18 protein-coding genes are annotated in these 18,170 nt (G+C 68.4%); 7 read left to right on the forward strand and 11 right to left on the reverse strand.

Annotated features, from left to right (window positions below):
- The first annotated feature begins 179 nt into the window (after positions 1-179).
- Entirely contained in the window at positions 180-506 is a 327-nt protein-coding gene (locus ACZ4XX_RS24180) for a GYD domain-containing protein (RefSeq protein ID WP_468509947.1), read from the forward strand.
- Between the two features lie 147 nt (positions 507-653).
- Here ACZ4XX_RS24180 and ACZ4XX_RS24185 read toward each other — a convergent pair whose 3' ends face one another.
- Positions 654-1,295: a hypothetical protein gene (locus ACZ4XX_RS24185; protein WP_468509948.1), complete on the reverse strand. Its 642-nt coding sequence runs from the start codon at positions 1,293-1,295 to the stop codon at positions 654-656.
- A gap of 414 nt (positions 1,296-1,709) precedes the next feature.
- On the opposite strand from ACZ4XX_RS24185, the gene ACZ4XX_RS24190 reads away from it, so the two are divergent.
- Entirely contained in the window at positions 1,710-2,024 is a 315-nt protein-coding gene (locus ACZ4XX_RS24190; protein ID WP_468509949.1) for an immunity 53 family protein, read from the forward strand.
- A 328-nt stretch (positions 2,025-2,352) separates the two neighbouring features.
- Here ACZ4XX_RS24190 and ACZ4XX_RS24195 read toward each other — a convergent pair whose 3' ends face one another.
- Both ACZ4XX_RS24195 and ACZ4XX_RS24200 read right to left on the reverse strand, forming a co-directional pair.
- A complete protein-coding gene (locus ACZ4XX_RS24195) occupies positions 2,353-3,357 on the reverse strand; it encodes a glutathione S-transferase family protein (RefSeq protein ID WP_468509950.1) in 1,005 nt (334 codons plus the stop codon).
- A gap of 410 nt (positions 3,358-3,767) precedes the next feature.
- Positions 3,768-4,277 (reverse strand): hypothetical protein, encoded by a 510-nt coding sequence (locus ACZ4XX_RS24200; RefSeq protein ID WP_468509951.1) that lies wholly within the window; start codon positions 4,275-4,277, stop codon positions 3,768-3,770.
- A 164-nt stretch (positions 4,278-4,441) separates the two neighbouring features.
- On the opposite strand from ACZ4XX_RS24200, the gene ACZ4XX_RS24205 reads away from it, so the two are divergent.
- Positions 4,442-4,798, forward strand: coding sequence for a hypothetical protein (locus tag ACZ4XX_RS24205; RefSeq protein WP_468509952.1), 357 nt, complete (start codon positions 4,442-4,444; stop codon positions 4,796-4,798).
- A gap of 169 nt (positions 4,799-4,967) precedes the next feature.
- Here ACZ4XX_RS24205 and ACZ4XX_RS24210 read toward each other — a convergent pair whose 3' ends face one another.
- Together ACZ4XX_RS24210 and ACZ4XX_RS24215 are read right to left on the reverse strand one after the other, a co-directional pair.
- On the reverse strand, positions 4,968-5,162 hold the full coding sequence (locus ACZ4XX_RS24210; protein WP_468509953.1) for a hypothetical protein: 195 nt from the start codon (positions 5,160-5,162) through the stop codon (positions 4,968-4,970).
- Between the two features lie 111 nt (positions 5,163-5,273).
- Positions 5,274-5,735 carry a nuclear transport factor 2 family protein gene (locus ACZ4XX_RS24215; protein ID WP_468509954.1) on the reverse strand — a complete coding sequence of 154 codons (462 nt, stop codon included), beginning with the start codon at positions 5,733-5,735 and terminating at the stop codon, positions 5,274-5,276.
- Between the two features lie 133 nt (positions 5,736-5,868).
- On the opposite strand from ACZ4XX_RS24215, the gene ACZ4XX_RS24220 reads away from it, so the two are divergent.
- Positions 5,869-6,423 carry an SUKH-4 family immunity protein gene (locus ACZ4XX_RS24220; RefSeq protein ID WP_468509955.1) on the forward strand — a complete coding sequence of 185 codons (555 nt, stop codon included), beginning with the start codon at positions 5,869-5,871 and terminating at the stop codon, positions 6,421-6,423.
- Between the two features lie 261 nt (positions 6,424-6,684).
- On the opposite strand, the gene ACZ4XX_RS24225 is transcribed toward ACZ4XX_RS24220, so the two are convergent.
- Positions 6,685-7,083, reverse strand: a complete 399-nt coding sequence (locus tag ACZ4XX_RS24225) for a hypothetical protein (RefSeq protein ID WP_468509956.1) — start codon at positions 7,081-7,083, stop codon at positions 6,685-6,687.
- A gap of 814 nt (positions 7,084-7,897) precedes the next feature.
- On the reverse strand, positions 7,898-8,455 hold the full coding sequence (locus ACZ4XX_RS24230; protein WP_468509957.1) for a hypothetical protein: 558 nt from the start codon (positions 8,453-8,455) through the stop codon (positions 7,898-7,900).
- 1,713 nt (positions 8,456-10,168) lie between these two features.
- On the opposite strand from ACZ4XX_RS24230, the gene ACZ4XX_RS24235 reads away from it, so the two are divergent.
- Positions 10,169-11,209: a hypothetical protein gene (locus tag ACZ4XX_RS24235; protein ID WP_468509958.1), complete on the forward strand. Its 1,041-nt coding sequence runs from the start codon at positions 10,169-10,171 to the stop codon at positions 11,207-11,209.
- 177 nt (positions 11,210-11,386) lie between these two features.
- On the opposite strand, the gene ACZ4XX_RS24240 is transcribed toward ACZ4XX_RS24235, so the two are convergent.
- Together ACZ4XX_RS24240 and ACZ4XX_RS24245 are read right to left on the reverse strand one after the other, a co-directional pair.
- Positions 11,387-13,369, reverse strand: coding sequence for an NACHT domain-containing protein (locus ACZ4XX_RS24240; RefSeq protein ID WP_468509959.1), 1,983 nt, complete (start codon positions 13,367-13,369; stop codon positions 11,387-11,389).
- A gap of 538 nt (positions 13,370-13,907) precedes the next feature.
- Complete coding sequence (locus ACZ4XX_RS24245) at positions 13,908-14,789, reverse strand: SMP-30/gluconolactonase/LRE family protein (RefSeq protein WP_468509960.1); 882 nt, start codon at positions 14,787-14,789, stop codon at positions 13,908-13,910.
- 322 nt (positions 14,790-15,111) lie between these two features.
- Here ACZ4XX_RS24245 and ACZ4XX_RS24250 point away from each other — a divergent pair, with 322 nt between their 5' ends.
- Positions 15,112-15,720 (forward strand): hypothetical protein, encoded by a 609-nt coding sequence (locus tag ACZ4XX_RS24250; protein WP_468509961.1) that lies wholly within the window; start codon positions 15,112-15,114, stop codon positions 15,718-15,720.
- A 119-nt stretch (positions 15,721-15,839) separates the two neighbouring features.
- Here ACZ4XX_RS24250 and ACZ4XX_RS24255 read toward each other — a convergent pair whose 3' ends face one another.
- The gene (locus ACZ4XX_RS24255) at positions 15,840-16,115 is read right to left on the reverse strand and encodes a hypothetical protein (protein ID WP_468509962.1); all 276 of its coding nucleotides are present in this window, start codon (positions 16,113-16,115) and stop codon (positions 15,840-15,842) included.
- A 49-nt stretch (positions 16,116-16,164) separates the two neighbouring features.
- Complete coding sequence (locus ACZ4XX_RS24260; protein ID WP_468509963.1) at positions 16,165-17,277, reverse strand: hypothetical protein; 1,113 nt, start codon at positions 17,275-17,277, stop codon at positions 16,165-16,167.
- Positions 17,278-17,774: 497 nt separating this feature from the next.
- On the opposite strand from ACZ4XX_RS24260, the gene ACZ4XX_RS24265 reads away from it, so the two are divergent.
- Positions 17,775-18,032 carry a hypothetical protein gene (locus ACZ4XX_RS24265; protein ID WP_468509964.1) on the forward strand — a complete coding sequence of 86 codons (258 nt, stop codon included), beginning with the start codon at positions 17,775-17,777 and terminating at the stop codon, positions 18,030-18,032.
- Positions 18,033-18,170: the final 138 nt, after the last annotated feature.

Genomic DNA, 18,170 nt, shown 5'->3' on the forward strand with positions numbered 1-18,170 from the left:
CGAGCGGCCGCTTGCTGAAGATCGCGTTGCCGAACGCAGGGGGGTACGTGGCGAGCGCGCCTGGTCCCTGACAGGCACTTGCCGGTCGTTGTCGCCAGCCGTTCAGGGGACACTCGGACCGCATCCGGGGCGTTTCCCGCCCCGACGGGCATCCCTTGACGGAACGAAAGGGAGACACGATGCCGCTCTATCTGTCGAGGTTCAGCTACACACCAGAGACGTGGGCGCGCTTGACCGCCCACCCCGAGGACCGCGCAAAGGCCGCTCAGGCGTACATCGAGTCCGTCGGCGGGAAGCTCCACGGCTTCTGGTACGCCTTCGGCACGCACGACGGCTACAACCTGTGGGAGGCCCCCGACAACGTGTCCATGGCCGCGGTCGCGCTCGCGATCAGTGGAGGCGGCGCGCTGAAGTCGTTCGAGACGACCGTTCTCCTGACCGTCGACGAGACCATGGATGCCCTGCGCAAAGCCGAACAGATCCAGTACCGGCCACCGGGCGCGTAGCGGTCCAGGCCGACGCGTTCTCGGGTGGCGGGACGAGTGGTTTGCCCAGGGGTTGGCCTGCCCAGGCCTGGTCGTTCGCGGGTGTCCGCCGAACTGGACTACCGGATACGACCAACGCGGACCCTGCAGATCACTGTTGGCTGGTGGTCACAGGTTCCGGCCCCCAGGTGTGAACGGGCCGGTCGCGGGGGCCACGCACTTGTCGACGACGGTCTCGTCGCCGGCTGCCGAGCCGTCCAAGCAGAGCTTGCCGCCCTTCTCTCGCAGGTCGAGGAAGAACCGTGTGGTCGCACCGGACTGCTTCAGGTCGTGGATGCGCTCGTCGACGTAGCCGAGGTCGTTCAGGATCGCCCTGACCTTCGTGGGGGTGGGGTCCTCCAGATCCCAGAGGGCCTGCGCGATGCGCTGCTCGTGGAGGTTGCTCGCGCACCAGTCGCGCCCGTTCAGCTCCACCTCCGGTCCCGCCGTGGGCGAGATCGGCACGGTCATGTCGGCCGGCGCCTCCCAGCCGGGCGGCGCCGCCGGCGGACTGCTCGGCGGCCCCACCGGCGGGGCGCCCGGAGGGGGGCACGTACGGTCGATGTACGCCTCGATCTCCGGGAGGCTCGGACCGGACTGCCGGCTTCCCACGGTCTCGGCGCGCACGGCCGACTCTCCGCCGGTGGTCGGCTTGACGGTGGTGCCGCACGCACCCAGTGCCAGCACCCCGAGGGCCGTCATGGCCAGGATGGTCCGCGGTCGGCGCACGGAGCGGGTGAACTTGCCGGTCGAGGCAGGGATTCGTGTCATGTGCACAGCTTCTGATCAAGCCGCCGCCGGCGCGTGAGTACGCATACTCACGTAGGCAGAGGCCAGTCACTCAACCCTGGAACGACGCGACCGGGCTTCAGTGAGCCGCGCAAGAAACAACGTCTGTGGATCTACGCCTGTGATGGCCGCCGCACCCAGGTCATCGCGGCGATCCTCCACCCCCGAGGGACGACGCCGTCCTCTCGTCCCTCCACGGCCTGGTCGCGGGTCGTCGCCGGGCGAGGCCATCGGCGTGGGCCGCCCACGCCCTCGCCGTCGTCGCACGCCTGCGGCACTCATCGAACGCCAGGCCCTGCGCCGCATGGACTCGGGCGAGGTCACCGAGGAACGGTGCTGTGACCTGGAAGGCACACCGGCTCTTCGGTTCACCGGCAGTTCGCTTAGCCTGCGTCCATGTCCGAATCCGAGAACGTCCTTGACTGGTTGCAGGGCTGGTACAGCTCACGGTGCGACGGTGACTGGGAGCACGAATGGGGTGTGGCGATCGACACCCTCGACAACCCGGGCTGGTCCGTCAAGATCGATCTCGAGGAGACGGACCTGGCGGACCTGGAGTACCCCAGACAGCAGGTCATACGGAGTGAGCATGACTGGGTGACGGCCTGGTCGTCGGAGAAGGCGTTCCATGTCGCCTGTGGCCCCGGCAATTTGACCGAGGCCCTCACGCTGTTCAGATCCTGGGCGACCGGCGAGTGCCGTAATGCGTGAATCCGTCACGCCGCGAGAGCACCGGACTCCATCCGTGTCCCCACTACAGCCTGCGCCGCGCAGCCGTCGGCAGCGCGGTATGGAAGGCACGTCGGACTGACATCCGCGCGCCCCACACCATCAAGCGGAGCTCCCATTTCGTCAGTCGAACCAGGCTTCGGCGGACGAGGGCCCGCGGTGTCCACCGGGCGAACGCCCGGCGTCTGCCGCGGCCGCATCCGTGTCGGCCCACGCCGAATTTCACTGGCATCTCCTCCCGGTCGGGCGAGGGGACGGAATTCCTGTGAATCTCATCTTCTCCACATGCTTCTACACCATCGGTTTGACTTCAAACATCGACATCTTCCGAGCCGAGCGATGCCACGCGCTCCGACGGGGGCGGCGGTCCGGGTGGGGTCCCGTCGCCGAACGGGTGACCGCCGAGCTGTTCCCGCCCGTGCGGCGACAGCCAGCCGCTGGTGCCCGGGCCCCGGGGAATGATCCCCGTCGGATTGATGTCGTGATGGACGACGTAGTAATGCGCCTTGATCTGCGCGAAGTCGATCGTGTCACCGAAGCCGGGCGTCTGGAACAGGTCCCGCGCGTAGCCCCACATGGCCGGTAGTTCGCTGAGTTTCTGCCGGTTGCATTTGAAGTGGCCGTGGTAAACGGCGTCGAAGCGCACGAGAGTCGGGAAGAGGCGGACGTCGGCCTCGGTGACGGTGTCGCCGACCAGATAGCGTCGACCTCTGAGCCTTTCCTCCAGCCAGTCCATCCGCGCCCACAGCTTTCGGTACGCCGTGTCGTACGCCTCCTGACTGCCGGCGAACCCGCACTCGTATACGCCGTTGTTGACGTCCTGGTACACCTTGTCGGCCACGTCGTCGATCTCGTCGCGCCATCTCTCCGGATAAAGGTCCGGTGCGCCGTCCCTCTGATGGGCCGCCCACTCGCTGCCCAGGTCGAGCGTGATCCGCTCGAAGTCGTTGGTCACCACTCGCCCGGTGGGGATGTCGACGATCGCGGGCACGGTGATACCGCTCGGATAGCCCGGTTCGCGCCGCAGGAACGCCTCCTGCAGCCTTTCGATGCCGAGGACGGGGTCCCGGCCGCCGGGGTCCAGGTGGAAGGCCCAACTGCGCTCGTCGTGCAGGGGCCCGGCGATCCCCATGGAGAGTGCGTCCTCCAGGCCCATCAGGCGCCGCACGATCGCGCTGCGGTTCGCCCACGGACAGGCACGGGCGATGATCAGACGGTAACGACCGGGCTCCACGGGATAGCCGTCCCGCCCGTCGGCCGTGATCCGGGTCGTGATGTACGTGCGGTCGCGCTCGTACGAGCCGTCACCGGTCATCGTTCCGCACCTTCCTCCTTCGCCGCAGCCCGGGAACCGTCGCCAGGGGACGACGACTACACGGGCGGCTACCCACGCCGGCCCCCCATACGCCCACCGCGGCGCGCGAGACAGCCGGTCTCGGGCCGGGCCCACCGGCCCGTACCCACCCTCGACCCCGAGGCCCTCCGACCGCGCCGCCGGCCCCCGGAGGCGGCCCCTACGGGCGGCCACGGGAACCAACCGCAGAATCAGGCAGCAGGCGACAAACAGGCAACCACAGCACTGCCGCTCTCCACGATCCGCTCGCGACCCCGTCCACTGGCTTCGATCACCTCTTGCAGTTCCGGCTCACGTTCTGTGGCCAGGGCGCGCTGAGCGACGAGACAGCTCGCGGGCGCCAACTGCCGCTGGCCGGTACGGGCTCGTGGTCAGGCCTCCGCCTCGGCTACCGGTCCCCTGCTGAGGAACTGCTTCGCGGCCTCAACCGCTTCCTTGTTGAGTTCCTCGATGGAGACTCCCCAGCTCTCCTCCCAGCCGTCCAGGTCGTGCGCGCATTGGACGAGGGGTTTCAGCTCTACGGGGTAGCCGAGGTCATAGGCGATGTCCGCCCAGATGTGATGGGTGCCGACGGCTGGATCCAGGGATCCGTCAGCGATCTGACCGGCGACCCAGTAGGCCATGGCCCATTTCGCGGCCCGAGGGTCAGCGGGCGGATGGAAGAGCAGCCCCAACTCCTCGAGCACCTGGTTGAAGAGGTCCGGGGCCTCGGGCTCTTCGCGCCGAAGCAGACCGGCCAGCATGGCGAGGGAGGGACTCTCGACCCCGGCGATCAGCGCGTCCAGCCCAGCCTGGACAATCCGGTCGGACCCGACGTGCCTGCCGAACGCCCTCTCGCGCGCGATGTGGCTGAGTTGCTTGAGAGCGTCGTCGCGGGTCATCACATTCTTCTCGGTCGCATCTGGGTTTCCTCGCATCTGGAAGAGGGAGACTCGCACAATTCCACAAGGTGCTGCCATCGAGTTCCATCGGTGCGTGCGGCACTCAGGACCGACAGTAAGAGGTCGTTTCCCATGCTGTCAGAGCCGCATGAGAGCCTCCTGGTATGAGCTACGACCTTGCTGTCTGGGAAGGCGAGAAGCCGGTCGACGACAAGATCGCCGGCCAGGTCTTCAACGACCTGTACGACCGCTACATCGACAGCGAGGTGGAAGGACCTCCGTCCCCACGCATAGCGGCCTACGTCGCCGTGCTCCTTGAGCGGTGGTGCGACCTCACCGAGGACGACGAGGACACTTCGCCCTGGGCGACGGGGCCATTGATCGGCGAAGCCAAAGGTCCGCTGATCTACTTCCCCATGCAGTGGAGCATGGCCGAAGAGGCCTCGGCCTACGCGGCGGAGGTCGCGGAGTCCAAGGGGTTGGTCTGCTTCGACGTTCAGCAGAACCGGCTCAGGCCGTAAACGGGATCGCCGAGCGGCGGTGGCCGATCAGGGTCGCAACCGGGATCCGTTGCGAACGTGGCTGATGAACGCGGGGTGCCGTTCAGAGACTGCGAATGGCCTCGGCCAGGTCGGATCCGTAGGAGGCCCGGCAGATCACCGAGCCTTTTCCGTCGAGCTGCCCCATGGGTCACTCGCCGTCGTCTCGCACGAGACACAACTCGCGGAACGCAGGAATCGCATCGGGCCGGAGCGGCTCGTAGTCGCCCTGACCGCCCACCTCGACGACTACGCGCCGATCGAAGGAGAGCAGGGCGGCATTCCGGTCTCCGGAAAGAGCGCGCACACGCTTGAACGTCCATCCGGCGGGGAGTTCCGAGTTCACCGGCTGATGGTCCCAGCAGCGCGTCCATCACAGCCACTCGTCAAGGACCGCGACCAGACGGTCGCCTCGTAGCGGCCGTCGACGAGTGGCTGTGACCTGTGGCCCGTGGCCTTACCGATGATCTCCAACGGTGCCCACCGGTCCTGCGCAGGCCTGGGCGATGGCGGCGGTGTCCCAATAGAAGGGGCGGACCTCGGCGATCGTCCCGTCCTTGATCGTGATGGTCTGCAGGATCGGAAAGGCGAGTTCCCAGCCGGTCGCACGTGCGCGAGCACGGACGTCGGTGAGTACTACCGCGGTCTCGCCGGTGTGGAGGAACTTCTGCTCGACCATGTCGAACGATTCCCATGTCCGGCTCATCGCGAGGAAGAACTGCTCCATACCCGCATGCTCACGCCAGGTGCCGCCATAGGGCAGAGCGTCGGCTTGGTGAAGCACGACATCGGGCGCGAAGAACGGGGCAAGCAGATCGAACGGAGCCTCCCCCGGACCTCCTGCGGCGAGGTACTCCGCCTCGGCCGCGTACATGCCGGTGAGGACGGCCACCGAGTCCGTCGTCAATGGATTCGTCATGCCGCCAGCATGGTCAACCCCGTCAAGGCGCGCTGGCGGCAATCGGACGTCGATGTGTGGCTGCACCCAGAACTATCGCGACAGGCTCTGGAAGGATGCACAGAGCACAGATCGGAACGAGGGCTGCTGGAAGATGGACTTCACCGTATCTCGTCAGAACGTGACCGCCGTCTACGGGCTGCATGGCGTCACGTACTTCCCGCACTGCCACCTCGACGCCCTTGACACGCGCACCGCCACCTTCCTGAGCACCGTGGGACTTCCGAACTCCGAGGTGTTCAGCTCCCGCATGGACATCGAAGACCCCTACGGCCCGGACGTCGACGCGATCACGCTCGGCAGCCGGTTCGACCACTACGGCCTGCACTGCCCCCGCGAGAGCCGCTCATGGTGGAGCCTGGGATACCTGTTCACCTCGCTGCTCGCACTCGACCCGAAGTCAGGCACGATCTACGCCTTCCCCGAAGGCACAGTCGACTACATCGCGCTCCACCGCGACATCGAATCGCTCGTCTTCGCCCTCGTCGAACTCAGGAAACTCGAGAACGACCACGAAGACGACGTCGACCCCGAGGAACTTGCCACCCGGTTCCGCAAAGCCGTCGAAGCCTTCGACCCCACTCCGTTCGAGGACGAGGACTCCCAGTGGAACCTCTCCCTCGAAGAGCTCGAGCACGGCATCTGGTAGCGCCTACGCCCTCACCGGACCGTGCTTGATCGGCATCCGGGCCGCACTGGTCAGTAGGCATCCTGGTTGCCGGTCAAAGCTCCGCACGCCTCCGGAGGCTGACCTGGGGTGCGGGGCGGTGTCCAGGCGTTGCCCATTGCAGGCGTGCCCAGGAAGCGTCGTGCCGGTCGGCTCAGGTCGCGGCGGGGGCGGAGCGTGCTGCTGCCAGCTTGGCCATCGTCCGGAGTCTCACGAAGCAGGAAGCGCAGTACTCCGAGTTGATCACGGTCGGTGGACTGCGGTGGGGTCGGCTGGACCGCCCATCAAGGCATCGAGCTCTCCGATGATCTTGCGGAACTCACGGGCACCCCGCTGCGACATCGCTTGCATCGCGCCGTCGAGCAGAGCACGACCTTCGTAGGGGTTGCCGCAGCAGTACTCATGCACGTTGCCGAACTCGTCGTCGTGCCACAGCTCGCGCTCGGGCCGGCGGACGTAGTCCCTCCACAGACACAATGCCGCGCCGATGTCACCCGGCTGGAGATAGTTCCGCGTGCGTTCGAGGCGAACGATCTCGGACAGTGTGCGCGGGGAGAGGCGGTCGATGACAGGCCGTGCGTTCTGTGACTGGCGCCGGTCCGGGATCCCGTCCCGGATGCGTCCTGGCCGTCTACGCGGCATGGGCCTTTCGGTTGGTCGTCATGCCGTACAGGGTGCCACGATCCCGAACGGTGTCTCGACGGGATTCGGGCCGAACTCGCCGCCGAGACGCCAGAACGGCAGCGTCGGCGAGACCATGCGGGCGACGCCCGTCTGACGAAGCGGCCTGAGGGAGGGAGGCGAACGCGCGATGACACGGATGTTCCGGCGCGAAGAACCGGACAGCGGCGTCGAGGACCTGGACCCGTACCAGTACGCCTACCTCGCCGGCGGGGGTCTACGGGTGGCGGAGTGTGCGGTGGTCCTGCTCGCCGAGCGCGGGATGCTGTCCTTGGGGGGCCGCCCGCCTGCGCGTCATTGCGGAGGAGTTCCTCGAACACCTGGTGGAACTCTCCGTCATCGCCGCCTGCCCGCGTAGCCAAACCGGTGAGGGAGGTGGTCGAGGCTGTCAGGCACTCCTCCGAAGTCGACGAACTCGCCGGCCACCTCGTCTCTCTGCGCCTGGTGCGCGCCCGGCGACGGAAGCCCACCCGCGCCGGGCGGCGACGCCTTGCCTCTGGCTCCGTCCGACGCGGGCCGCTGGGCGCCCCCTCTGTCCCCGACGGTCTCGGGCGCGCTCTGACCCGTATGGGCAAAGCCCTCGACGACGACCGCGGCGACCGCGGTCACGACACGGGCAGCGGCGCGGCGGGAGGTGGTTTCGGCGGAGGCTGTGGCTGACAGCGCTGACCGGCCGCCGACGAGGCTGAGTCGCCTGCCTGCCTGCCCGACCTCGCCCAGGACCGCCCTGCGACCGTCGTCGGCTGCGAGCGCGACTCAGATGCCTTGGCTGTTGTCAGCCGAGAGTGCGGGGCCCGCGTGCGACGAGCGGGCGGCCGTCGTCCTCGGGCAGTACAACGATGAAGCACCAGGCTCCGTCTTCGACGCGGGCCAGCCCGATGGTTGTGCTGGTGTCGAAGGCCTCGACAGCGGGCTCGACCCCCTCTGTCAGCGAGTCGAGGCATGCGTAGTGTCTGGCCAAGTTCGCGGCGGGACCGTGTATCCACAGACCCACCTCCGCTCCCTTACGCAGGACAGCGAGGAGGTCGTCGCGGGCCGGTCCTGGATCGGCGGCCTGGACCCTCTCGTGAAGCCGTTCTTCAGCGCACGGTTTCGTCGGGGCCGCTTCGACTCGTTGGCTGCATTCCCGACACCCCTGCCGTTCTCCCGGTTCGAAGAGGTGCAAGTACCGCGTGATCCGGCGCTCCGGGATGCCGCAGAGCGTCCCGCTCTCGGCCATCGCATGCTCGACGCCGGGAGCGCCTGTCCGCGCGCCCGCACCGAATTCGGCTGGTACCCGCGCGGTCGCGAAGGACCGTGCGCCATCTCTGTCATGAGTCACGTGGGCGAGCATGCCAGAGCCGCCTGCGGCCGACGTGCGGGGCCGGTCGCGGCCTCGATGAGGGGCGGACCACGTTCTGGGCGGACGCTGCGCGGTGGCCGAATGCGTAGGGCGCCTTGAGGGCGGCTACCGGCCGACCCGGGCAGTGTCAGCTGCGGACTTTGGCCTCCTGCATCGCGGTCAAGGCTCGGGGAAGCCTGCTCCGCCTGATCGGCGGCAGTGGGCGGGTCCAGCAGCCGGGTCGGGCCCTCGGTCATCGCCTCGGCGACCGGGTCCGCGTCGAGCGCGGCGACCCCGACCGGACTCATCCGGGTGTGCGGGTCCTCCTGGTCGAGGAGCTGGAGGCCTCCTGTCCGAGCCGAGTCAGTACGTCCAGCGGTAGCCAGGGTCCCAGGGAGCGGTACCGCGTCTCCTCCCGCTCCTGCGGCTCGGCCGATCTGCCGGATCCTTGGCCAGGAAGGCCGCAGTCAGCTCCCGCAGCGCATCGGGCACCCCGGAGAGATCCGGCCGGAGGGGTGGGCGGACGCACAGGTCGGGGGCCTGGACGACCACACACGCCTGGACGACGAGGGGCAGGCCGAAGGGCTGCTGCTACTCCGTTCCGCGGGCGTACTTGAGGACGCCTCCGCTCACCCAGGCGAGGTGGGCCGCACCGGTCTGGTCGTACGCCAGGGACGGCCAGGCGACGGTCGTTGTGTCGAGAGTCGTCACGTTGCTTGGCGCCGCGGGGTACGTCGGTCGCCACCACCTCTTTGCGCGCCGGGGGCTCGGCCCGGTCGCGGATCCACACGGCGATCTCCCCGTTCTCGACGTCGTAGTAGCCGATGGCGTCACGGCCGACGAGTCCGGGGACCATGGAGGCGAACTCGCCACGGGCCGTGGTCCCGTCGAGGAGTTCCTTCGCCCACGCCGACTCGCCTCGCACCGCGAGCTTGGGGCGCTGGTACGTGTCTGCACGGTCGTCGAAGTAGGCGATGCTGATCGTGTCGTCGGCGTCGAACACGAGGGAGCTGTGCAGGCCCGCGTCGTGAGGATCGCCGGGATAGTCGACTTCTTCCACGTGCCCCTTCCACGTTCAGTCGACCGTCTTCGGGCGTCTTCGCGATGTAGGCCAGCCTCGGGTGGAAGAGGTCGTGGTAGGAGAGGTGCGGCGTGTCTCTGAGCCCGCTGTCGAAGCGGCCCGGATGCAGGCGCAGTGAGATGTGCTGGGCGCCCCGCGGGTTGATTCCGCCTTGGGTCGGCACTTCCTCGAACTTCCATGTCCCGTTCTTCACACCGTAGACGAGGTGATCGTTCTGCCGATCGCGGAAGGCGACATGGGGTTTCTCCTGGGAGTCCAGGGCCAGGCAGACGCGGTCGTCCCCGCCTGTGGACTCCGCGCCGGACGGCAGTTCCTCCTGGACCCAGCCACCGCCGCCTTTGTGCGCGTAGCGGATGCGGCCCTCGGGGCTCGTGTGGACGATGTGCGGAATACCGGTCTTGGTGACGAGGAGGGTGAGCTGTCCCTGCACCGAGGACGAGTCCACCGTCTCCGCTTGGAATGTGACAGCCATGTCTTCCACGCTAGGCCGCTGAGGGACATGACGCCCGCCGACGAGAGGCTACGCCGCGACGGGGCTAGCCTGGAACGGAGGCAGTCGCCGGCGGCGTCCCCCAGGCCGAGTGTCCTTGATGAGGGCGGGTGTCCTTATGGTTGAGAATTTCACCTTTGAAACGGTTGATGATGTGGGGGGACTGGTCGGCAACATCTGTCTGGCTCTCGACCGGGATGGAACTCCCCAGATCGCCTATGTCGCGCACCGACCCGTGGGCAACATCATGCTGGCACGCAGACGATCCGCGGGATGGACGGTGGAGGACACGGGCGCCGTCTCCCCGACCGAGGCGAATCGCGTTCCGTTCTGGGTGGACTCGCTGGGGAACGCCCACATCGCCTATCGCGATCCCTCCACCGGCCACCTGGGTTACATCGTGAAGGCGGACGGGGCCTGGAACCGCGAGCACGTGCCGACTTCAGGAGGGCTCTTCCCTCGGTCGGTCATGGACATCTCCATGCAAGTGCACCCCGGCAAGCACGACGAAAGCATGCGTGACACGCCGCACATCGCTTTTCGGGACACCTTCTCGACGCAGGCCCTGTGCTACGCCACCAAGATCGGCGGCACGTGGCGAGACCATGTGCGGGTACTCGACGACCTTCCGATCCGTACCACCGGGCTCTACAACTCGCTGGCGTTCAGCAGCGGTGAAGGGCTGCGCATCGCCTACTTCGACGAGCTGGAGACGAGCGAAGGCATGGGACGGAGGCAGCTCAAACTGGCCACGGTGTTCAACGGCGAGTGGACCCACGAGGTCATCGACGAGGCGGGTTCGTCCGGAAAGAACGCCTCTCTGGCCGGGCACGGCGAGGGGGACGTCTGCGTCGTGTACTGGAACGGCGAGACGGGAGAACTCAAGGCGTGGCTGCGGCCCTTCGCCTCCCCGACCGTCAAGGAGACGGTCGCCACAGGGCTCGCACAGAACACATCCCCGTCTGCGGAGTTGAACTGGCGTGCGGAGCTGTGCGTCGCCTACGGCGACGGGCAGCTGAAGCTGGCCAAGCGGGCGATGCACGGAGACGCAGCCGGCAGGTGGAGCACGCAGACGGTCGACGCCGAGGGCGGCGCCTGGCCTTCCCTCGTCTGCGACAAGGACAACACGCACCTGGCCTATATGAAGGACGGTCGGCTCCGGTACGCGCTCGGGGTACGGGACGACACTCCTTGACCGGCGCCACCAAGTGGTACAGCAGGAGCATGCCTACCGCGGCGGGGCGGGCCAGTGCGATGAGGGTGAGGAGCGTGCGGGCCGTGCGATTCCACCGACCTCGCTGTCCGGCCGCCACCGCCGTCGTCGCCACACCGAGGGGCGCCGCCACCAGGGCCGTACCCAGGCCACCCGGCGTCAGGTGCCTTCGTCCGGGTGCCGGGGGTGGCGGGCCAGCCACTCCTGCAGTTCCTGGTGCCGGAACCGGTAGGCGATTCCTGCCTGGCGGAGCATCCCTCCCGCCCTCGCCCATCGCAGGAACTCCACCAGCTCGGCCGGGAGACGTCGTCGAGCCCCCGCGCACAGGAGGAAGACGAGGAACCGCCTTCCGACACATGCAGCCAACTGGCACAGGATGATGCAGAAGGCGGCAGCCACGCCTCCGAGGAGGACCAGGACGACCGAAGCGAGCATGCTGCCCGCGACGACCACCGCGGTCTCGAAGACCATCGGCTTCCACGGGTCGGTGAGACGGCGCTGTCTTTCGCTCTTCTGTTGCTCCTTACCCGACACCCACACCCACACCGCACCACACACGACCCCCCACCACGCCGCTCCGAACACCGAGATGGGGAGCCCGTACTCGTACGCTGCGTACCGCCAGGAGAAGTAGACGAATCCCAGAGAGGCCCCCAGTACGCCTCCTCTGACGAACTCCTTCCTCAACTTCCGTCGGGCCATCGGGGATCGGCCGCGAAACGTGGGCGGGACCGTGGGGGCGGGCGACTCGTTCCGGGCGGACCGCACCAGCAACCACGTCGTGAACACCAGCAGGGCGAAAGTGGTGCTGTAGGGGATCATTCGATCCTCGAAGGCCCGGAAGTACAGCCAGACAGCCACTGCCGCATGGACGGCGGTCAGGAGCAGATCAGCACTCCTGACCAGCCGCTGCCCCGCCGACGGCCACAGTTCGTGCAGAAGGATGTCGGACCGGTGACCGTCCTCTCCGTCGGAGGCGGGGCGGTCCAGATGGCGGGACAGCACCGAGAGCCACCTGTGGACGTCCCGCGCGTCGTAGCGGTCCGGACGCACCGGGTGCTGCCTGGTGAGGGCGGGGAGGTACAGGGCCAAGAGGTGGTCCCGCAGGGCGTTCGCGTCGGAGAACCGCAGCAGTTCGGAGGGGTCCCTCGGATGCGCAAGGGTCTGCGGATCCCTCTCCTCGTACGCGGTCATCGCAAGATTGAGGAGCCAGGGCGTGGACAGGACGGAGAAGACCGGCTGGTCGCTCTGCGGGCGCCGCCGCAACCTCAGCAGGGGCTCCCACCGGCGCAGGTCCGCCCCACGGGACTTCAGGTACACGCGTGCCTGGCCCAGCGTGAGCGATTCCAGGGTCAGGTGTGCGGCGCCCCGGACACGGATCCCCGCCGCTGCGAGTTCGTCGTACGCGTCCGAGCGGCATGTCACGACCAGCGGCGCCGGACCGCGGGCGTCCTGGTAGAGGTTGATGGCCTCCATCGCTCTGGCGGCACGGAGACGCAGCGGGGCGGTGGAACCCGTGTCCATCTCGTCGAGCCCGTCAAGAACGGGAAGGACGCGACGGCGCGCCACCAGTCCGCGGGCCGTCCTCAGGGAGAGCACCTTGGGCGGTAGCTGGGAACGGACCTCCTGCGCGAGCCACTCCTCGAAGGGAGTGGTGGTGTCCCAAGAGGTCAGGCTGATCCTGACGGGCACCGGGCCGTCGGGGTCGGTGCCCAGCAGACCGAGCGACAGCTCCGTCGCCAAGGTCGACTTACCCGAACCCGCCGCCCCGGTGATGACAAGCCGCTGGGGCGACAACGCTCGGAAGAGCGTGAGGACGCCGGTCAGCCGCCCATTCGCTTCGGTGACGGGGGCGTCGTCCTCGCCGGCTCGCACCACCCGGAAGGACAGGTTGATCCGGTGCACCCCCTCTCCGGTCAACTGCGCCCGCTGCGCGGTCTCCACCGCTGTCACCTCGGCCGCCAGCGCGGACGCCCAGAAGTTCGATTCGCCCGCCCGGTCCGCCTGTCTCCGGGCGGACCGCGCCACCGCCAGGCCGGCAGCGGCCGGCACCAGCGCAGCGACAACGCCCCACGCGAGAGGAAGACCCATGAGGCTGCCGAGGGGCAGGGCCGCGATCGCGCAGATTCCGAGCGCCGTCACGACGCCGGGAACGAGGCTCCGCCGGGGCGGGGCCAGAGGAAGCGGCGTGGTCGTGACGTAGTCCCCCGCCACTTGAATCACCTGGGCGCGGCCCGAGGCACTGGCGTTCTGTCGAACCCGCCGGCCTCCCCCTTTTCCACTCCACATGAATACGGTCGATCCCCCTCGTTCGTCCCATGGGCGCGTTCCGGCCGGGCCTGCCCCTGTGGCGGCTTCAACCACCGTGGACCGACCGAGTTCGGGTCAGCCGGTCGCCCTCCACGACCCGCACCGAAGCAGAGACCGAGGGGCACTCACGGCGTTCCGGACAGCCAGGTCTGCACTCTTGCATCAAGGCCCCGCCCGCTCAGCCCTTTTGACCGAAAGAGAGGCACTTGGAGACATCCGTACGTGCCGCGGGGGCCCGCCCACACCCCGCCCAGACCCATGGACGCCGGCCCGCCGATCGTTCCGCTTCGACGACCGGCGGGCACAGCGTCCGCGCTGCTCAGCCGAACCCTCTCCTCCTCGCGGCTCGGTGGTGCCTGATCGTGGTGCTTCAGGGGTGGGTGCTCATCGGCAGAAAGGCAAGCCCCGTCGGGGTGTTCAGACCGTCGGCCTCGAGCGTCGTCCGGCCGCCGCCTGTCTCCGGGACGCGGACCACCCGGTTGTTGAAGCCGTCGGCGATGTACAGACCGCCGCAGCCGTCGAGTACGAGCCCGAGCGGTCCGCTGAGACCGTCGGTGGGGACGGTGGTCTGACCGCCGCCCTCCGCGATCTTCACCACGCGGTTGTTGCCGCTGTCGGCGATGTAGAGGTCCCCCGCGGCGCTGAGTGCCAGCCCGGTCGGCTGGGAGAGGCCGGCCGTGGGGATCGTGGACTGGCCGCCGCCGTCACCGGCCACCTTGACGACACGGTCGTTGACGAAGTCGGAGACGTACAGGTTCCCGGCGGCATCCAGCGCCAGCCCCCAGGGGTGCAGCAGCCCTGTGGTCGGTACGGTCGTCTGCGTACCGTCGGCCACGGACACCTTCACGACCCGGTCGTTGAAACTGTCGGCGACGTAGAGGTTCCCCGCCCGGTCCAGGGCGAGCCCCAACGGGCGCGACAGACCTTCGGTGGGGACGGTGGACTGGCCGCCCCCGCGCGCCGCCCTCACGACCACGCGGTTGTTGCCGGTGTCCGACACGTAGAGGCGACCCGCCGTGTCCCCCACCATGCCCGTCGGCCGTACGAGCCCCTCGAAGGGCACGGGCATCTGCTCGCCACCCCTCGCGGCCAGGGCGACGACCCGGTTGTTGCCGTAGTCGGACACGTACAGGGGCGCGTGCGCGGAGGGCACACCGTCCTGGGCCGGGGTCGCGCCCGCCGTCGTCGTGGGCAGCGCGCACAGCACCACGAGACCCGCCGCGGCGGCGAGGCGACGGACCCACCGGGGCATGGCACGCTCCTGGGAACGCGTGAACGTCAGCGTTTCGGCCCTGGCCGTCGTTCCTGTCATGACTTCCCATCAGGTCTGAGCGGGTCGGCCCACTGCCGAACCTGCCCCGACCCTAGGAATCAGGGCCGACCCATCCGGGAACCACACCGGCCACCCGCCCTCGCGCCACCCCAATGTCCCAGACGTCGGCATCGGACGCGGGGATGCTCGGTGCCGACGCTCACGTAACTCTCCCTCGGCAGCGCCGCCTTCCCCGCCCCATCTTGCGAGAGTTTCGCGCATTCCGCCCGGAGAATCAGACTCAAGCTGCAAGGCTGAGCCTGTGACCGTACCCAGCTTTGCCCAACGGCTCGCCGACCACGCCCAGCGCTTCCTGGGTGCTGGTCCGTTTGCCCAGCCCCGCGGATGGACCCACATGGGTGCTGTCATCTGCGACGTCAGCTTCCAGCCCCGGTGCAGGTACGAGGCGGCCCTCCGGCCGCGGCTTGTCCGGCTGCAAGCGAACTGGCCGGACGCGAGAACAGTCCGCGGGTTCCAGGAACGGATCGCCAGGGAGGACCTGGCCACCGCCCTGGAGTTCAACCATGCCCGCAAGGTCGCGACGGCTCACGCCATCACCGAACTCCTGGCCGCCAACGGGGTCGACACCCGCGACGATCTCCACACCTGGCTCGACCTGCAGGCCAATCGCACCACTCTGCGCACGGTGAAGGGCGTAGGCCCGAAGAGCATCGACTACATCGGCAATCTCGTCGGCCGTTCTCAGATCGCCGTAGACGTACATCTGCGCGCCTTCGCTGCAGATGCCGGCGTTCCCGATCTCCCTTACGGGCAACTGCGCGCAGCGTACGAGGAAGCCGCCGCACTTCTCGGACACGACAGAGGCGGAATGGAGCATGCCATCTGGCGGTACAAGTCGGGGGCTGCGTAGTCGCCACTTGTGCACGTCACTGTCGGCACCTTGGCCCCGGCGCTCCCGCCAGGAAGCGGCTCATCGCCAAGCGGCGGTCGCCCACTCCCTCAGTGGGGGCAGAACGAGCTGACCTCTGGTCAGATCTCGTAAGGGTAGAGAGCGATCTTCTCGGGCTCGGTGAAGAGTTCGATCCACGTGTCGGCAACACCGTTGCCCTGACCGCCCTGCCGAGCTTCTCGGATCTGGTCCGGTCGCCCTGGAACGGACCGCAGACGGGGGTGGAGAGTGTGGCGTCTCGGATGCCGCATGATCGGGTGATCGTCCTGCGTGGACGGCTGAGCCTTACCGAGGACGGCGCCGCCCTGCTGGATCTGGACGGTATGGAGATCCTGCTGGAGTCCGTGACCGCTCACACCGACGTGCTCTCCTTGACGGGGTCAGGCGGGGGTGTGACGACAGAACCTAGCGGCCCATCCCGTAGACCGGCGCGGTGGAGACGGGCCGGGTCCGGGAGCGTTTCGCTGCCGTGCCGCGGGCTGCCTCGAAGGCCATGACCGCGTGCCCGTCCTTGGTCCAGGGCTGGGAACCGCACCACGGCCCGATCAGACGGAACTGCTCAAGGGCCGCCGTGTACAGCATCGACCGGACCATGTAGTGGGCGAGCAGGTGGCGCAGGACCGGCAGGCGCTCGTCGTCGAGGTCGACGTGTTCGAACGACGCGGCGACCTGCCTCAGTACCTTCCGAGCCAGAGGCGTGACGGGCACCGTGGCGACGGCGTGCCGTTCGGTGAGCTCGTTCAGCGCATGCAGGTAGATGCCGGCGAGCGGGCTGCCGGGCGGGGCTTTACGGACCGCCTGTCGAGCGAAACGCATCATTCGGCGGTCGCTGCCGAACCACTTGGCACACCAGTACTGGAGGGCTTGCCAGTGCCCCTCGTAGTGGTGGGGCGCGCGAGCGACGAGCCCCTCCCAGAGCGGCTTGAAACGCGCCCGCTTGTACTGGGCTCCGCGCGCCGCCGTGATCATGACGACCCAGGGGCCCGGGTTCGCGGGGTCGAGCAGCGCAGCCCGCTCCGCCTCCTCGATCGCGGCCGGGAGCATGGCGCGGAAGCGGTCCATGTCCGAGGTCATGACCTCGTGGGCGTATCCGCTTCCCCGGATCTCCCAGGCGCGGTGGACCATGATGCTCGCGTGGAGGGTGGCTGCGTCGCAGTTCCCGGGCTCGGCGGCGCGCCAGGCTTCGAGCCAGGCGTCGTCCTCCCGGGCGACCTGCTGCAGGAGTTCCAGCCGGGCCCAGCGCTCGTCCCAGTCCTCCCCCGCCGCACCGACGTACCGCTCGGCGGACTTCCAGTCCCCTTCCCAGGCGGCGTGTGCCACGGCTCGCCGCTCGTCCGTGCGGTGCTCCGGCGGGGGCGGCCCCGGGCGTCGCGAGTCGAGCTGTTCGCGGGGCGGAAGGCCGTATGTGGACGCCAGGAAGTGGTCTCCGACCCAGCCGTCGGCCTGACGAGGGGTTCTGACGACGCGGTAGAGAACGATGAGGAGCACGCCGAGTACAACGGCGATGGAGATGGTCACGGCGGGGAATGATTCCTGAAGTGATCGCTCTCTGCAATAGCTCAGGCCAACGATAAGGCGAGGTCAGAGGGGCTGAGACCTGCCCGTCCCAGCCGTTCGGGCATCTGCGCCGCCCGGCTGCTCGCCCCCGGCGCACCCCGCACCTGGTGCCGGTGGTCGACGTAGCGGACCCGGCCCCTCCACGGGGCTCGGGCCAGTGCCTTACTCCGCGGGTTCATCGCCGGCCTCATGGCTCTGGCTGTCCGGTCTCCGTTCACACGCCGCGTCATGCGGCCAGGCCACCCAGCAGGGGAATGAGCGAGACAGCCTGCCAGCCGGTGTCGTCGCAGAGCACACCTCGCTGCCGCGCGGGGCCGTCATGCCGTCGTCGGCCGGCCACCCGCCGACGGGCCTTGCTCCGGACGGACTACTTCGCCAGGTCCGGGCCGGCCGTCGGCTTCCATACTGGCCGCCAACGGCCCCGACGGCGGGGCGCAACAACGAAGAAGGAGTGCGAGATGACCCCTCCACCGGCCGCGGAGTCCGGCTGCCAGCTGATGCGGCGCCTGGCGAAGGAGCAGGAGAAGAGCATCGAGAAGAGCGAGGAGCACGCGGAGGAGCTCAGGAAGAGGATCACTGAGATGAAGGCGCAAGCAAACCCGGACCAGGCGCAGATCAGCGCCCTCAAGCAGGCCCTGGAACACCTGGAGAAGAAGATCGGGGAAGACCGTGTCTCTCTGGCGGACCTGGAAAGCGTGATCAGCGAGAACTGCTGAGTCCTGTTCGGCTGATCTGAGAGGCCCGCCGTGGGTCCGGGGTGTTCGGTCCAGAGGTTCATGGTCCCGGGCGGGAATTCGGGCCAGGCCGCCCGCCGGTGCGAAGGCTCACGCGGCGGACGGCCACCCGTCTGCAGT

The sequence above is a fragment of the Streptomyces sp. NPDC029956 genome, from assembly GCF_055574655.1.

Bases quoted from the DNA above. Each gene is read 5' to 3' on its own strand.
- ACZ4XX_RS24205 (WP_468509952.1), top strand. From the start codon at position 4,442: ATGAGCTACGACCTTGCTGTCTGGGAAGGCGAGAAGCCGGTCGACGAC.
- ACZ4XX_RS24215 (WP_468509954.1), bottom strand. From the start codon at position 5,735: ATGACGAATCCATTGACGACGGACTCGGTGGCCGTCCTCACCGGCATG.
- ACZ4XX_RS24200 (WP_468509951.1), bottom strand. From the start codon at position 4,277: ATGACCCGCGACGACGCTCTCAAGCAACTCAGCCACATCGCGCGCGAG.
- ACZ4XX_RS24180 (WP_468509947.1), top strand. From the start codon at position 180: ATGCCGCTCTATCTGTCGAGGTTCAGCTACACACCAGAGACGTGGGCG.
- ACZ4XX_RS24230 (WP_468509957.1), bottom strand. From the start codon at position 8,455: ATGCTCGCCCACGTGACTCATGACAGAGATGGCGCACGGTCCTTCGCG.
- ACZ4XX_RS24195 (WP_468509950.1), bottom strand. From the start codon at position 3,357: ATGACCGGTGACGGCTCGTACGAGCGCGACCGCACGTACATCACGACC.
- ACZ4XX_RS24225 (WP_468509956.1), bottom strand. From the start codon at position 7,083: ATGCCGCGTAGACGGCCAGGACGCATCCGGGACGGGATCCCGGACCGG.
- ACZ4XX_RS24185 (WP_468509948.1), bottom strand. From the start codon at position 1,295: ATGACACGAATCCCTGCCTCGACCGGCAAGTTCACCCGCTCCGTGCGC.
- ACZ4XX_RS24245 (WP_468509960.1), bottom strand. From the start codon at position 14,789: ATGCCCCGGTGGGTCCGTCGCCTCGCCGCCGCGGCGGGTCTCGTGGTG.
- ACZ4XX_RS24190 (WP_468509949.1), top strand. From the start codon at position 1,710: ATGTCCGAATCCGAGAACGTCCTTGACTGGTTGCAGGGCTGGTACAGC.
- ACZ4XX_RS24265 (WP_468509964.1), top strand. From the start codon at position 17,775: ATGACCCCTCCACCGGCCGCGGAGTCCGGCTGCCAGCTGATGCGGCGC.
- ACZ4XX_RS24220 (WP_468509955.1), top strand. From the start codon at position 5,869: ATGGACTTCACCGTATCTCGTCAGAACGTGACCGCCGTCTACGGGCTG.